We start from the raw sequence: 14,581 nt of genomic DNA, 5'->3' as shown, positions 1-14,581 counted from the left end.
CCGGCCAGCAAAAGAGGGTCGAAACAGCTCGCGTGGAACGGAACCATGAAATGGGCCCGCCGAATGATCCGTAGTAAAAACCGGACAAGTATTTCTGTCCACACATAAATTACAAAAACATATCCTTGAAAAGGAAGCAATCATGATCAAAACCAAACAAATCACTAAAGGCGACTGGCGTACCGTCGAGTCATTCTGGAACGCCAACGGCGTAGCGTTTTTCAAAGCCCCAGCCGGCGCGCAAATCAAGGTGCGTTACGGTTACGGCTGGCTCGGTTTCGACCGGCAAAAGCAAACCCTGAACGGCTTCGATTACAAAAAACTCGACGTCGGCCTGGGTTCGCTCGGCTACGCCCGGATGCAGATCAAGGTCTCGCAAAGCACCGATGTGACTTACGACGTTTACGGCGGCGGCGTAGCCCGTCCGTCGCCGGAGATTCCGTTTTAACTTACGCCACAACGGGCTGAGCCGAGTGAAATGGTGTTCTCTTCGCCATGGAGACAAGCTTTGCCGCTAGATAAAAGGGCTGCCTTTTCCCACCTGAAAAGGCGCGTAAAGGCAACACCATCGTTTCGGCCAACCGTTGCTCCAGCCGATTTGACGAATGCCAACGTGATAACGACCGACCACGGAACACATTACCTATAAACCTTTAGCATTGAGGATCGCCCCATGTACAACGCCAATCTAGCCGCCCAAATCGGCAATATCGAAATTATCCGCCGCCTTCGGCTAACCGTGGAAATCCAGTCTCCTGCCATCAATGCCGTAATCGATGGCAGTTTCACTCTCAGCGGAGACGCTAGCTGCACCTACGAGGAATACAACACAGGCTCCGGTGAGACCGCCGAAACGCCGGCTGACGACAATATTACCGGCATCGAAGTCCGTATCGGCGATGCCGGCACTTATCAAGCCGCCACGCCAACCGGGGCCGGAGGTAGCTGGAGCAGCTGGCGTTTCAACGCCAGTACCAGTCTGCGAGGAATCGTCACCGTAACCGCAAAAGTGTCCGCCCACCGTGGGTCGATCAATGCTACCGCTTATTCGACACGTACCTTCATGATCGATGCGACGGCACCAAGTTTGAGCGTCGAAGCAACCGAAGTCACTACGCCGGGTAACGTAGCGGTGATTAAAGGCACGGCGACAGACCAAGAAAGCGGCATTGATTTCGTCGAATGGAAACTGGGCGGCGGCACTTTTAACCGCGCGATTGGCACGACCAGCTGGCAGGCCGAGGTTACGGTTCCCGGCTTGGGCGACCATAGTGTTACCGTCCAAGCCCGCGACAAGGCCGGCAATGTCAGCGTAGCACAAACCGTAGCTGTCAAAGCTATCGATTCGACACCCGTGGCGCTGGACATAGTCAGTCCGTCGGAGGGCGCGGAGTTTACCTTGGCGGACGGATCGGTCAGCGTCGATTTCCTGGGCACCGCAACCGACACCCAAACCGGAGTCGCCTTGGTCGAATGGCGTCTGGAAAATCAAGAAGCTTATCAACCCGCAACACCCAAAGCGGCCAACGACTGGTCGAGCTGGCGGGCGACGGTTCCGTTTACAGCGGCCGGCGAACACAGCATCAGCTTTCGCGCCAAGGACAAATCGACGCCTACCGGTAACCCGATTAGCAAAAGCCGTGCGGTGAATATCTTATTGCCGTTCGTACCCAAAGACCCGCAAGCTATATTCAGTCTGGCGAATTATTTGGACGAAATGCTGCAATTCGCCACCCGGCGTATCGTCACCGGCTCCGCGCCGAATAGCCCTCGCATCACTGTAGCGTTGCTGGCGCAAACCTTTTTACAACCCGTTGACGTGCTGGTTACGCCCAACGCGCGCCAAATCGCCGAGCGCTCGGTTTCTCAGGTGAGAATCTGCGTGGAAGTGCTGCGCCGCTATTTTGCCCGCCATCAGCGCAATATTCCAGCCAGTGCGGAAAGCGATTACCGTCAGACGGCCTACCTAACTTTGCTGAAAAATTTAGGCACCTCTTACGAAGAATTACGCCTGACCCGCATCGCCGACACCGATACTAGACAAGCGCTGGCCAACCGTTTGGGCATCGCCCTGGGCGGCACGCGGCCGGATCGCCTGGATAAGTTATTGTTGCAGCCCGATCAACTGAACGAAGCCGCATTGGAGAACTTGTTCGGCTTGGCGGACACCAGCCGCGATCCTACCACTACATCGGCGCTCCCTTCTCCAGCGCTACAAGTCTGGCAAAAAGAACATTTGCGCGAAGTCTGGCGCCACCAAGACGATAGCGCGCGTTCCGAATTCGGGTTGCCGATGCCTGTCGTCGATCCCGATCTGGTCGGAGAAGCCGATTTGGTCGATGCAGTCCCCGGCAATCCGGCCTACGATCTGCGGCTGGCGAGAGCTCAGCTCGTAAGCGCTAAACAAATGGCGATCAAAACCGCTCGCGAAGCCAAACCTGAACCATTGGCCGGCTTTGATCAAATCGTCGCCGAGCAACTCGCGCCGCTTGCCGATCTATTGGCGTTATTCGCCGCGCATGGCCGTGGCGAAGCAATCGATGCCCAACTCAAAACCAAGCAAATCGCTCTACGCCCGTTTATCCAACTGATGAACATACGCAAACTGGCTGAAACCGGTAGCGTATTGGCGGTGGAATGGAACGATGTCTATGCGATTCTGACCCAAGTCTGGAAGCAACGTCAGGCCGCCGCCTGGCGGCAACTGGAAGGTACCTTGAGCCTGAGCCCCGACTACTTCCGTCTGCCCACGCCAGACGTTCAATACAGCGTACCAACGCCTTGGCGCGCTGATCCGCAAAGCCGGCGCGCATGGCTGGAGACCCTGGCGGCCCGCAGCCAGCAGGACCAAACGGTGGTTGAAGCGCTGCAAACCGCGTTGATCGCTACCGAAACCGCGGTACTACCATCATTACGGGACGCCTTGGTCGCGGATTTGATCCAAACCGGGCAATCCGGCTTGGACTCGCTGGACGAGGTAGCCAACCGCCTCTCGCAAGAATTGGCCATCGATTGTAGAAGCGGTGGCGCTCAACGCATCACCCGCGTCGAACAAGCTTTGGAAACCATCCAGGCCGTCATGTTCTCGGCACGGATGGGACAATTCGCTGCCCCACCGGTGTTGGGTAGTGCCAACCCGGCGGCAACCTGGGTACTGAACCTGACTGGCGGCTACAGCGAGAGTAAATTCGACGAAGAATGGCAATGGCTAGGCGCCTATGCCACTTGGCGCGCATCGATGTTCGTTTTCGGTTATCCGGAAAACTACCTGTCGCCCAATCTGCGTCCGCCGCACTACAACCAATTGGCTTATCAAACTCTGGCACGTACCAAAGAGTTCGACACATTGATCAAGGCGCTGGGCGACAATTTACGCTTGACCGCCAGCCAGGCAAGAACGCTGGCGAAAGACTATCTGAATGGATTACGGGGTAAAAACCAGCAAGGCGCCGATAACTACCCGGATCTACCTGACGCATTGAAACAAACCAGCTTCGAAATTACCGACCAACTGTCGGAAAGCCAATTGCGCGAGCGCGGCAGCTTGATCAGCGGTTTGTTCGGCAGCGTCACCGATCCGTATCTGGCCTCCAAGTATCTGTGGGAAGTGTTTTACTTCGTGCCCCTGGCAATTGGCTTGCAGCTACAAAAATCCGGGCAATACCTGGAAGCGCTGGACTGGTTGCAAACGCTTTATGCCTATAACCTGCCGGCTGCCCAGCGTAAAATTTTTCACGGCCTAACCCTGGAAGCCAATTTGCCAACCGACTTCAGCCGCGCCGACGAATGGCTGATACAAGGCTTGAATCCGCATGATATCGCCACGAAACGTGGCCATGCTCACACCCGCTACCTGTTGACGGCGCTGGTCCGCTGTTTCCTGGACTTCGCCGACTCTGAATTTACCCGTAACACCGCCGAATCGTTGCCACGCGCTCGAGCCTTGTACGTCAACGCGCTGGAATTGCTGGATCAACCGGAAATGCAAACGCCAACCGGAGGTACCGGGGCCGCCGCCAATCCGTTTCCAGCCAATCCCTTGCCGCAAACGTTGAGATTGCATGCGGAACTGAATTTGTTCAAGCTTCGCAACGGCCGCAATATTGCCGGCCTGGAACATCGCAGCGCCGGCTCGGCCGCCGCTTCGGCAAGCAACTTGCCGGTGGTCGCCGGCGACGGCAGATTGGTACTTCCCAGGGCCTCGCTACCCAAGCCGACAGCTTATCGCTATGCGGTATTGGTGGAACGGGCCAAGCAGCTGGTGGGCATCGCTCAGCAAATCGAAGCGGCATTTTTGGCGGCGCTGGAAAAGCTGGATTCGGAATCCTACAATCTGCTGAAGGCCCGCCAGGATATGCAGCTATCGCGAGCACAGGTCAGGCTGCAGGATCTGCGCATGGTTCAAGCCCAGGATGGCGTAACGCTGGCCGATTTGCAGAAACAACGCTCAACAATTCAGGCCGATCATTATGACGGACTATTGGACGAGGGCTTGATAGGCCTGGAACAAGCGTCTTTGGGTTTTATGACAGCCGCTGCAGTGTTACATACTTCGGCTGCGGTAATCTACGGCGGCAATGCAGTATTACAAGGCGTGAAGGCCGCGTTCACCTTTGGGTTGTTTGGCGACCCCGGCTCTAGCGCTGGGGCAATGGCGTCGTCATTCGCTTCAGCGGCTTCCACCACAGCATCGATTTTGGAAACCTACGCCAGTTACGAACGCCGCAAGCAAGAGTGGAGTTTTCAACGTGATCTAGCCAGGCATGACGAATTGATCGGCGACCAGCAAATCACCATCGCTTTCGATCAGGTCAGGCTGGCTCAACAAGAAGGCCTGATCGCCGGCATGCAGGCCGGGTTCACCGAGGACACGCTGAACTTTCTGGCCAACAAATTTACCAATGCCGAGTTGTATGCCTGGATGAGTGGCATACTGGAGCGGATCTACAGTTACTTCCTGCAACAGGCTACGGCGATGGCGCAGCTGGCCGAAAGCCAATTGGCCTTCGAACGCCAGGATACGCCGCAAGCAGTGATTCAGGCCGACTATTGGCAGGCTCCGGCCGATAACACCGCGAGCGGCGGTGACGGCGCGCAACCCGACCGGCGCGGTATGACCGGTTCGGTCCGGTTGTTGCGAGACATCTATCAACTCGATCAATACGCCTTCGACAGTCGACGCCGCAAGCTGCAATTGAGCCAAACCTTTTCGTTGGCGCAACTGAGCCCGATTGAATTCCAACGTTTCCGCGACACTGGCCGTCTGCTGTTCGGTACGCCGATGAGTTTGTTCGACCAGGACTTCCCCGGCCATTATCTACGCCTGATCAAACGGGTGCGAATATCCGTGATCGCCTTGACGCCGCCCACCCGTGGTGTGCGTGCCACCTTGAGCTGTTCCGGACTATCACGGGTAGTGGTCGGCGGCGACTTGTTTCAAACTATCGTCGTTCGACGCGATCCCGAACAGATCGCCTTTACGTCTCCCAGTAACGCCACGGGCCTGTTCGAGCTGGAACGCGAAGACGAGATGTTATTACCATTCGAAAGTATGGGCGTGGACACCAGCTGGGAGTTGCAATTACCCAAGGCTGCCAACCCATTCGATTTCGCGACCTTGGCGGATGTGTTTTTCACCGTCGAATATACCGCTCTGCACAGTGCGGACTACCGGCAACAAGTGATTGCGACCCTGAATCGTCAGATTGGTGCCGACCGGGCCTTTAGCCTGCGCGACAATTTTGCCGACCAATGGTACGATCTGAATCATCCGGAACAAACCGCCAATCCGATGGTGGTGAAGTTCAAAACCGTGCGCGGCGATTTTCCGCCCAATGTATTGGACCTAACGATACGGCAAGTAGTGTTGTATTTTGTGTTGAAGGATGGCGTTACACTGAACTTACCGATAGCCTATTTACGTTTCACTGAACAAGACGGAAATACATTCGCCGGCGGAGCGGCAACGGCTATTGACGGCGTCGCCAGTACCCGGCGCGGTAACGCCTCCGACTGGCTGGCGATGCTTGGACATCCGCCGGTCGGCGAATGGACTCTGGCACTGACCAACGCCCTGTCCGATGGCCGATCAATTAGCACATTGATCGGCGACGAAACCATTCAGGACATATTATTGGTAATCAGCTATGGAGGCCGTTATCCAGACTGGCCGGCTTGATATCCTTGGCGATGTCAATGAAAACTGCCTTCATCCCTATAATTCCAAAGTGCTAAATCGAGGCCCGGTTCATTCGCCGGGCTCTCGGCTTCAATTATAAAAACCAGCGGATTTTCGAAATTACCATGTCGAAAGCTATTGGTTGGCGTCCGGTTATTCCGGCCTAGTCGATAAAATCTTTTTCTACCTTACTCGCCAGGGCTATGCGTCAGCCAAAACGCTAACCCGCTTGCGGCCTTGCCAAAGAAACATCGCGGATTAAGATGCCAACGCCAATAATCTGGGCAAAACTTCATCGCGCTGGTGAATATCCAGTTTGGTGTAGATCTTGCCGACATGGTCTTTCACGGTGGTGGGTTTGATATTCAAACGCTGGCCGATCTGCTCGAAGGACACGCCCTGACTAAGCAACATCGCCACATCTTTTTGGGTAGGTGACAGCGGAATTTGTTGCATGCAGCGCAACACTTTCAATTTTAAAGGTTCACGGTGCTCTATCGTCAAACCGACTAAGCCTTCGGCGTCGCTGTTTTCTTGATCCAGCCAATAGGCGCGAAATAGAAATTGGCCATTTGCCCCCACATGCCGATAGTTGGGCGGGGCCGCATTTTGACCGCGATAAATGACTTTAAGATCTCGACAAAGTTGAGCCAGTCTAGCCATCAGCACGTCTTTCTCACTGTCATGATGCTCGGTCAGCGTAGGGCTATACGCCAAATTTAACAGTTTCTTGGCTTCCGGACTCATAAACAGCAGGCGTCCGTGGGCATTCATGATAATCATCCCCGACGTGGCCTCTTTGTTGTAGCTCGGTCGATCGTCATTTACCGCCCGCAGTGCGTGGGTCAGATAAGGCAGCAACTGCGACACCAATACTTGATCATTGCGATCGAAGGGTTTATGGGTTTTGGGTCTATATAAACGCAAGATTCCGTTGGGCTTGCCAACACAGAGGGTGGGCATCCAAAGCACATGATGCATATCAAAGCGGCTATACACCACGTTATACATATCAGTGCTGTAAAAATGCTCATCTAAAATCAAGGGACTAGTGATCGCCGGATGCGCTTTCAGCCAGCTGACAGCGCGGCTTAACCGTTCCGGGTTATAAAAGCTCGAGACCACCTCGACCATCGTACCGGCCATGTCACTACCGTCAAAATCAGTGATGCAGTAAGTGGGTCGCAAGTGCTCATTCACGCCGGAGAACACATTGCTGACTGAAGGAACCAAGCTCGGCAAGGTACGCAGAAACTCGCCTATCACCAACTCCTTGCCCAGCCCGGAGCAGCATAACTGACGCAGATAACATAGTGCCTGACTTCGTTTCATCGGGATTGCTCCTCTTATAAATTTTTAGCCGCCATCTCCTAAAAAAGGCGAAACGGAATGGTATGTGTGCGTGCTGTGCGGCACATGTCCTATTTATTCACTTGCCGACTCAGTAACCACGGCAATAACTCGTCGCGCTGATGAATGTTTAATTTGCTGTAGATCTTCCCCACATGGTCTTTGACGGTGGTGGGTTTGACGTGCAAACGCTGAGCAATCAGCTCAAACGACACGTCTTGCGCCAACAACAAAGCAACTTCTTTCTGGGATGGCGACAACGGTAGATCGCGAAGCGCACGCAGAATTTTTAAGGTTAAGGGCTGAAAATACTCAATGGTCACACCTATCATCCGACTCTCACCTTGATCGTGGGCGTTCAGCCAATACGCCCGAAACACAAATTGACCATTTGGCCCTGTGTGTGCGAACGACGGTGGCGGCGTATTCTCACCACGGTAAATCCCATGCAAGTTACGACACAACGCGGCCAACTTTTGCATCAGGCGATCGTGCCGGCGCTGATCGTTTAACAACCGCGGGTAGCGCGCTTGTTCCAACAAAGCCTTGGCTTCCGGGCTCTGGAATAAAATGCTGCCCTGGGTATCCATCACCAACATCCCCGAATGACTATCCGCACCGGAATCAAAGTTAACATCGTTGACCGCTGCATAGGCGTGCGCCAGATAAGGCAAGAGGCCTAGCAAACGCGCTTGATCGCGACTATCAAAAGGCTTTTGATGACGTGGCCGATACAAGCCTAACACCCCGGCATTTTTGTCACCCAGCATGAGCGGCGCCCATAGCAAATGGTGCATGTCAAATGGCAGGTAGATCTGCTGATACAAATCGGTTAGATAAAAAGATTCCTCCATAATCTTTGGATTATCGATAATCGGATGCTGACTGAACCAGGTCATAGCGCGCGCTTGGCGCTGCGGGGTGTGATACTCGGCGATGATTTTAGGCGCCACGGCGCTCATCTCGGCCAGATCGAAACCGGCCAAGTGATAATGCGGAATCAAGCCGCCACATACGGAAAAAGTATTGCTATTGGAGGCAATCAAGAGCGGCACCGACTTTAAAAACTCAGTAATCGCCACCTCCCGGCTCAACCCGGAGCAACAGATCTGACGCAGATACGCTAGGGCGTGGCTTTGTTTCATCCGGACAATCTCACTATCAGTCAGAAAATGGCGTAACTTTTTGAAACCGACATTGCGCCACATCCGCGCTATCGAAACATCCTCCCTAAGGAGGGTAGTTTCAAACATTCGATCAGTATTCCGCGCCGCCCTACTCAGCCCAGGTCGAAGGCTAGCCCGAAAACGCTTACATCTTAATATTTATAAGGCCCATGAGCATATCAGTCTAACGCTAAAACTTCATCATACCAATCTAATGCCGGACAGTTTACTGATTAGTCGGCCAGCGCCAATAACTTGGGCAGCAACTCTTCGCGCTGACCAATATCCAGTTTGTCATAGATCTTGCCGACATGATCCTTCACAGTGGTCGGCTTGATATGCAGCCGCCGACCAATATGCTCAAATGACATGCCTTGGGCAACGTATTGAGCAACCTCCTGCTGCATGGGCAATAGGGGCAGATACCGGTCATAACCGGAATGCATCAAAGTTTGAAACCGGGCGGCAGGATGCTTTTACAAATGGGTGCCTACAACGGCATGCCTGAGTTTATGGCCGCTTTGGAACAAGTGCTTGCCTTGCCGCAGTGGCGCGATTATTTCGCTGGCTTTTCATGTCCCTACGGATTCAAAAGCGTTGAAGATTATCAACGTTGGTTGCCGGCAGTGGGTTTTGTAATCAAGCGTTTGGAATTGATCGAAAAACATGCACTTCATGCGGATGCGGAAGCGTTCACCAGCCAAGCCACTACCAGCACCAAAGGCAAAATCGTCTATGTCGCCACGGCCGACGAAACGCCGGTGACTTCATACATCACCCCCGGCGACAACCAGGACATTGCCTTGTCACTCACCCTGATCCCCAAACGCACTCCGGCGCGGGAAATCCACCTCGATCTGGACAAGGACAGCTACCAACTCTTGAGCCAATGGCAACGAACCGACACCGCCAGTCGGACCTCGAGCCAACAGGAGCAAGCCTATATCGGTCAACTAAAAGGGTTGTTTCGGGATTTAGGCTTGCAAAAGACCCCGCCTGCCTATTCGCTACGCGAACCTCAGCCCCATGAACAGATCCACTGCTTGCAAGACCGTTTGCAGATCAAAACCGGCCAAGTCTTGGAAGGCCAGGATCGGCTGATTCTGGTCGGCCTAGGTGAGGTACTACAAGTTCTATTGGCTGTTGCTCGCACGAAAAAATTAGCAATAGAATTTCTGTATGCTGAGCCAAAACAGTACACACAGAGAACTTCCGAGAATATAGCTGACCGCCAAATGAGGCATTTTAGTCTTACCCAGAACTGCCAATTTCGTTCTGTCCAGGGATTCGCTCATGAATACGAGCCAAACATGAAGGCTGCCCATGTTTTCTTGTTAGGTTTTGAATCGGCTAGGTTGCAAAATGCAATTGAACAACGCGGTGACTTCGATCAAAAACGCTACCGCTGTCATGTGGTTGTCGGTGTGCCAGCATTCCAGGCTGGTTGGGAGTCGAATGCTATAAGACCCCATTTATCATTGTTGGAGGATCTGAATATTACCGAGCGTTCTATCGCCTATTGTCAAGCTAATTCAATACGAGAAGCATATCTTACACTTTGGGAGTTGTATAAACAGCTTGGTGATGAACATGGTTGTTTTTTTATTTCTCCTCTTGGAACCAAACCTCATGCAATTGCTACTGCTTTATTCTTATTAGAAACTAAAGGCAATGACATTCCCACATCTCTTTATTACGATCATCCAGAGCGAGTAAAAAATAGATCATCGGAAGTTGCTGTTTGGCACCATGTCCAAGTCACAATGAACAAGTAAATAAATGAAATTATCAAATTCTTCAAAGACCTCGGACCGATTTGGACGATACTATACTAATTCAGAAGTTGCTCGCGTATTAGTTAATTCAATGGGAATGAAAAACCCCAGGATTGCAATTGATCTTGGTACTGGAAATGGATCCCTGGTAGGCGAGGCTAGTCGTCATTGGAATATCACAAAATTTGTCACTGTTGATATAGATGATGAAGTGAGTTCTCTATTCCATCAATTTAAATATTCAAATTTCACTCACTACACGGGCGATGCATTGGAACTTGGTCTATCCGAGAAAATTGGAGTACCTTTGGGTACTGTTGACTCGGGTCTTTGTAATCCTCCGTACATTCGACCGAAATGGCGTCAAACCTTTGGTGAAATTCTCGAAGATGCCGGTTTGAGTGCTGTGATCCCAAAACTTAGTTGTATACATGCCGACGTTCTTTTTCTTGCGCAAAACCTTCGTTTTCTCAGAAAGGGCGGCAAACTTGGTCTTATACTACCGGATGGCCTTATTGCCGGAGATCGTTACGTAAAACTCCGCCAAAACCTGACCCTCGCGCACAGGCTTGAACGTGTTATCGAACTCCCTCGTGGCGTGTTTTCCAAAACAGACGCCAAGGCTCATATTGTAGTTTTGTCTAAGCAAGAAGTCCCATCCACAGTCACACAAATTCAGCGACTGGAAATTAACAGCGACCTAACTGATCCAATATATATCTCACCGGACCAAGCAGGTATTCGGCTAGATTATTCATTTCTGAGAATAAATAACCGAATTAATTATCAATATGACAGAATCGCAATTCGAAATATTACTGAACTTGTTACCCGAGGAATTTACTCGTCTGCAATTCGTAAAGAATTAAATTTCCCTGTTTTTCACAGCACAGATTTCGATCACAACTCATCTGAAGTACCGAAAAAATTTCTATTAAAAGAAGTTCCTATTAATTTATCGAAAGATAAAATGGCTCATCAAGGTGATATATTGATAGCTCGCGTTGGTCGGAATTTAGAAGAAAAGATTTGTCTAGTTTCTAATGGATACGTGGCTGTAACCGATTGTATTTTTGTACTTCGAATTACCCAAAATTGGCGCCAAAAAACTTTTAGATTTCTTACAAGTCCACAGGGAAGTGAGGCTGTTTCGGCAATTTCCCACGGTGTTGGTGCAAAATTTATTACAAAAGATGCTTTACTTGGGTTAGAAATATAGAAACGTACTATTTTCTTAGCTATGCAATTCAACTTAAACAGGCTGTTGAAAATCAATTACATGGACGTTGGCGGGGCAGAAAAATTGACTATATATTGCGATGTTTCGCAAGTATTGCCACTAAATATTGACAAATTAACTAGCCAAATATTGAAAATCAACAATCTGTTAAATACTCTTATTAGATAATTTAACATTCAAACAAACTTTTAAGATTTGGCGGTTATTTTGAAACGGCCGAATCAGTTTTTTTGAGATGAATCAACTTCATCAACAAAAATACCCACTTCGGTAACTGTTTCTGGCTCTACTTGCAGTCCGGAGTCTAACCTAGCCAATCGCACCTCTTCCCCATGCCCTTGCTCATACGCCGCCTGATGCGCATGCCTTTCCATCGTCACAATTTTATTGGCTAGTCGCTGCAAGCGCTGCTGCCACTCTAGGCGCGCGGCAATGCAATGTTTGTTGGAGATGACCTGGCACAGCCACAAGGTATCCATCACGATCATCAACTGATCGAGCAGACGAATCAACTCGACGAATTGCGCAATCTGCGGCGAAGCAATCTTGGCCACAAACTCCCTGGGGTGCGTGTAGGTCGGCGTTTCGCTGATGCCGTTGTCGGCCTTGAGTTTTTCCAGCCGTAGTTTCTCCTGCTGCAGTTGCTCCGCGCATTCAGCAATCATCTGACTGACGAGGCTTTCGATTTCATCGACGGTTTCCTCCCGGCCGATGATGCGCAAGATCACGTCGATCGCATACAAGGACACCATCAGCCGATGATAGCTATTACGAATGACCCGGATGGCTTGTTCGCTGTTGATGCTAAACGTACGTTCAAATATCGGCCGACTGATGGCACGGCGCGGGGCTGATTTGGGCTGTGGAGCTGTTTCGGACATGACCGTTTCCTGATGTGGACGAATGGTTCATGATCGTAAGCCAGATTCTTTTTAGCCTTTCCGCAGCTGATGGCGAATTCGGTGTCAGCTGCAAAAGCTCGCCAAAAATATTCTGCTTCAATACCCGCCAACGGAATCGGTTGGCCATCGGCCTTTCGCTTCTTCCCAGACTTTCTCGGCTGGTCTTTCATGACTGCCTTGATCCGGCTTCGGTCGGCGTTCCGTTTTTAAGCGGCGACGGTGGTTTTCCATCGGCGTGTCAGGTGCGTCAAGCCTGATGTGACTATTGATTGTTTTACCCTGCCGGGCGCATCGATTCCCAGCAGGGGTTCGGCGTGCCGGCATACCCAGCGCCGCGCCGTTGGGTATTGTTATCGTTGAGTCGGGCGCGGCCGACAGGAGGAATGTCATCATGGCCAATCGCGGCGTGAACAAAGTCATCTTGCTGGGCCGGCTTGGCGCCGATCCGGATGTTCGCTATATGCCCAATAACGGCGGCAAAGTTGTCGCCGTTCGCTTGGCAACCAGCGAAGTCTGGAACGATCCCAAAAACGGCAAACAGGAGCGAACTGAATGGCATCGGGTGGTGTTTTTCAAAAAACTCGCCGATACCGCCGAGCAGTATTTACATAAAGGCAGCCAGATCTACATCGAAGGCCGATTGCGTACCCAGCAATGGGGTCAAGCGAATGACAAGCGATACCGTACCGAAATCACCGCCTTTGAATTGCAGATGCTGGATCGCCCTAACGCAGCAGCAACCGCCAACAGTTCGTCATCATCCCCAACAGCGCCCGAGGATGCCGATTGGGATGACGACTACAGCGATATGCCTATGCATTAAGCCGCAGCGCGCCGATTATTGGCGTTCGTGGATTTAACGTTTACACCGCCGATCCTTTTCAGGCTTCAGTATTTCAACCCCAAGGGGAATTCCATTCCCCGGCGGGCAATGGCGTTCCCTTTTTTTTATTGAAGGAGACCCACCATGAGCCAAAACAACCGCAATACCTTACCCAAAACCCGTGACCTGCCAATGCCGGCTGTTGTGCAACAAAGCTACGGCCTGTCAGAACAGTCCTGGAAAGTGCTGACGGAAGTCACTTTTCCAACCGCCAAAACCCCGGAAGCCATTCTGATGGCGCTGGATTATTGCAAAGCCCGCAAACTCGACATCTTCAAAAAGCCGGTGCATATCGTGCCGATGTGGAGTGCCGCTTTAGGCCGCAATGTCGAAACCGTTTGGCCGTCCATCACGGAAATCCAGACGACCGCGTCGCGGACCGGCGTTTGGGCTGGCATGGACAGACCCGTTTGGGGCCCGGACATCACCAAAACCTTTACCGGGCGCTACAAGGACGACAACGAGCAATGGCAGGAATCCAGTGTCACCGTGACTTTTCCCGAATGGGTGGCGGTCACCGTGTACCGGATCGTCGGCGGCAAACGCTGCGCCTTTACCGAGGAAGTCTACTGGCAGGAGGCTTATAGCACGGCCGGCGGTAAAAACTCGCAAGTGCCGACCGCTATGTGGATCAAACGACCGAAAGGTCAGTTGGCCAAATGCGGTAAAGCGGCCTCCTTGCGTGCAGCCTTTCCGGAGGAATGCGGTTACGCGGCCGAGGAAATGGATGGCAAAACGCTCGACGATATTGTCGACGATTCGGTGATCGATGGCGAGGCGACGCCTTGGAAAACCGATGTTGGCCATGATGATGTTCGGTTTACCGGGGCATCCGAGCCTACACCGCACGTGATCGACCTGTCGCAAATCCATCCCAAGGTGCAAAAAGCGGTCGCAGAGTTGGTTAGACGGACTGCGGCGGCAGGCGCCTGGAAAGCGGCCTACGACTATGCCCATCAGAAGTTCAAAGGTATCGATCTGACGTTTGCTTTGGCCGAGCTGGATAAGGTATCGCAAGTCTAACCCAGGGGAACACCAACCTTGAGCCAGACCGATAGTGGCGGCATGCCACCCTTGTCCGCGAAAG

The 14,581-nt window shown here is 52.2% G+C and carries 11 protein-coding genes; 7 read left to right on the top strand and 4 right to left on the bottom strand.

The annotated features are described in order from the left end of the window. Nucleotides 1–142 precede the first annotated feature (142 nt). Nucleotides 143–448: a hypothetical protein gene (locus tag EBA_RS09700; protein WP_192374537.1), complete on the top strand. Its 306-nt coding sequence runs from the start codon at nt 143–145 to the stop codon at nt 446–448. Between the two features lie 225 nt (nt 449–673). Further along, nucleotides 674–6,178, top strand: a complete 5,505-nt coding sequence (locus EBA_RS09695; protein ID WP_192374536.1) for a Tc toxin subunit A-related protein — start codon at nt 674–676, stop codon at nt 6,176–6,178. 258 nt (nt 6,179–6,436) lie between these two features. Here EBA_RS09695 and EBA_RS09690 read toward each other — a convergent pair whose 3' ends face one another. The 3 genes from EBA_RS09690 to EBA_RS09680 all read right to left on the bottom strand — a co-directional run bounded on the left by EBA_RS09690 (nt 6,437) and on the right by EBA_RS09680 (nt 9,140). Beyond that, a complete protein-coding gene (locus tag EBA_RS09690) occupies nt 6,437–7,510 on the bottom strand; it encodes a helix-turn-helix transcriptional regulator (RefSeq protein ID WP_192374535.1) in 1,074 nt (357 codons plus the stop codon). Between the two features lie 89 nt (nt 7,511–7,599). Further along, entirely contained in the window at nt 7,600–8,781 is a 1,182-nt protein-coding gene (locus EBA_RS09685; RefSeq protein WP_192374534.1) for a helix-turn-helix transcriptional regulator, read from the bottom strand. Nucleotides 8,782–8,927: 146 nt separating this feature from the next. Further along, complete coding sequence (locus tag EBA_RS09680; protein WP_192374533.1) at nt 8,928–9,140, bottom strand: helix-turn-helix domain-containing protein; 213 nt, start codon at nt 9,138–9,140, stop codon at nt 8,928–8,930. Between EBA_RS09680 and EBA_RS09675 the strand changes: the two genes are divergently transcribed. Beyond that, entirely contained in the window at nt 9,135–10,469 is a 1,335-nt protein-coding gene (locus tag EBA_RS09675) for a hypothetical protein (RefSeq protein WP_225616075.1), read from the top strand. The genes EBA_RS09680 and EBA_RS09675 overlap by 6 nt on opposite strands. Nucleotides 10,470–10,473: 4 nt before the next feature. Beyond that, nucleotides 10,474–11,688 (top strand): N-6 DNA methylase, encoded by a 1,215-nt coding sequence (locus EBA_RS09670; RefSeq protein ID WP_192374532.1) that lies wholly within the window; start codon nt 10,474–10,476, stop codon nt 11,686–11,688. Nucleotides 11,689–11,930: 242 nt separating this feature from the next. On the opposite strand, the gene EBA_RS09665 is transcribed toward EBA_RS09670, so the two are convergent. Further along, the gene (locus EBA_RS09665; RefSeq protein ID WP_192374531.1) at nt 11,931–12,590 is read right to left on the bottom strand and encodes a hypothetical protein; all 660 of its coding nucleotides are present in this window, start codon (nt 12,588–12,590) and stop codon (nt 11,931–11,933) included. A 29-nt stretch (nt 12,591–12,619) separates the two neighbouring features. On the opposite strand from EBA_RS09665, the gene EBA_RS09660 reads away from it, so the two are divergent. From EBA_RS09660 to bet, 3 genes are all read left to right on the top strand, one after another. Continuing rightward, nucleotides 12,620–12,868: a hypothetical protein gene (locus EBA_RS09660; RefSeq protein ID WP_192374530.1), complete on the top strand. Its 249-nt coding sequence runs from the start codon at nt 12,620–12,622 to the stop codon at nt 12,866–12,868. 8 nt (nt 12,869–12,876) lie between these two features. After that, nucleotides 12,877–13,434, top strand: coding sequence for a single-stranded DNA-binding protein (gene ssb / locus EBA_RS09655; protein ID WP_407663542.1), 558 nt, complete (start codon nt 12,877–12,879; stop codon nt 13,432–13,434). Between the two features lie 144 nt (nt 13,435–13,578). Continuing rightward, nucleotides 13,579–14,517 carry a phage recombination protein Bet gene (gene bet, locus EBA_RS09650; RefSeq protein WP_225616073.1) on the top strand — a complete coding sequence of 313 codons (939 nt, stop codon included), beginning with the start codon at nt 13,579–13,581 and terminating at the stop codon, nt 14,515–14,517. The last annotated feature ends 64 nt before the right edge of the window (nt 14,518–14,581 follow it).

The sequence above is a fragment of the Methylomonas albis genome, from assembly GCF_014850955.1.
Taxonomy (GTDB): domain Bacteria; phylum Pseudomonadota; class Gammaproteobacteria; order Methylococcales; family Methylomonadaceae; genus Methylomonas; species Methylomonas albis.
Note: the sequence above shows the minus strand (reverse complement) of the source record. Positions and strands in the feature narration are given on the sequence as shown.

Coding starts and splice junctions, on each gene's coding strand:
- EBA_RS09700 (WP_192374537.1), top strand. CDS start 143: ATGATCAAAACCAAACAAATCACTAAAGGCGACTGGCGTACCGTCGAG.
- EBA_RS09695 (WP_192374536.1), top strand. CDS start 674: ATGTACAACGCCAATCTAGCCGCCCAAATCGGCAATATCGAAATTATC.
- EBA_RS09690 (WP_192374535.1), bottom strand. CDS start 7,510: ATGAAACGAAGTCAGGCACTATGTTATCTGCGTCAGTTATGCTGCTCC.
- EBA_RS09685 (WP_192374534.1), bottom strand. CDS start 8,781: ATGTTTGAAACTACCCTCCTTAGGGAGGATGTTTCGATAGCGCGGATG.
- EBA_RS09675 (WP_225616075.1), top strand. CDS start 9,135: ATGCATCAAAGTTTGAAACCGGGCGGCAGGATGCTTTTACAAATGGGT.
- EBA_RS09680 (WP_192374533.1), bottom strand. CDS start 9,140: ATGCATTCCGGTTATGACCGGTATCTGCCCCTATTGCCCATGCAGCAG.
- EBA_RS09670 (WP_192374532.1), top strand. CDS start 10,474: ATGAAATTATCAAATTCTTCAAAGACCTCGGACCGATTTGGACGATAC.
- EBA_RS09665 (WP_192374531.1), bottom strand. CDS start 12,590: ATGTCCGAAACAGCTCCACAGCCCAAATCAGCCCCGCGCCGTGCCATC.
- EBA_RS09660 (WP_192374530.1), top strand. CDS start 12,620: ATGATCGTAAGCCAGATTCTTTTTAGCCTTTCCGCAGCTGATGGCGAA.
- bet (WP_225616073.1), top strand. CDS start 13,579: ATGAGCCAAAACAACCGCAATACCTTACCCAAAACCCGTGACCTGCCA.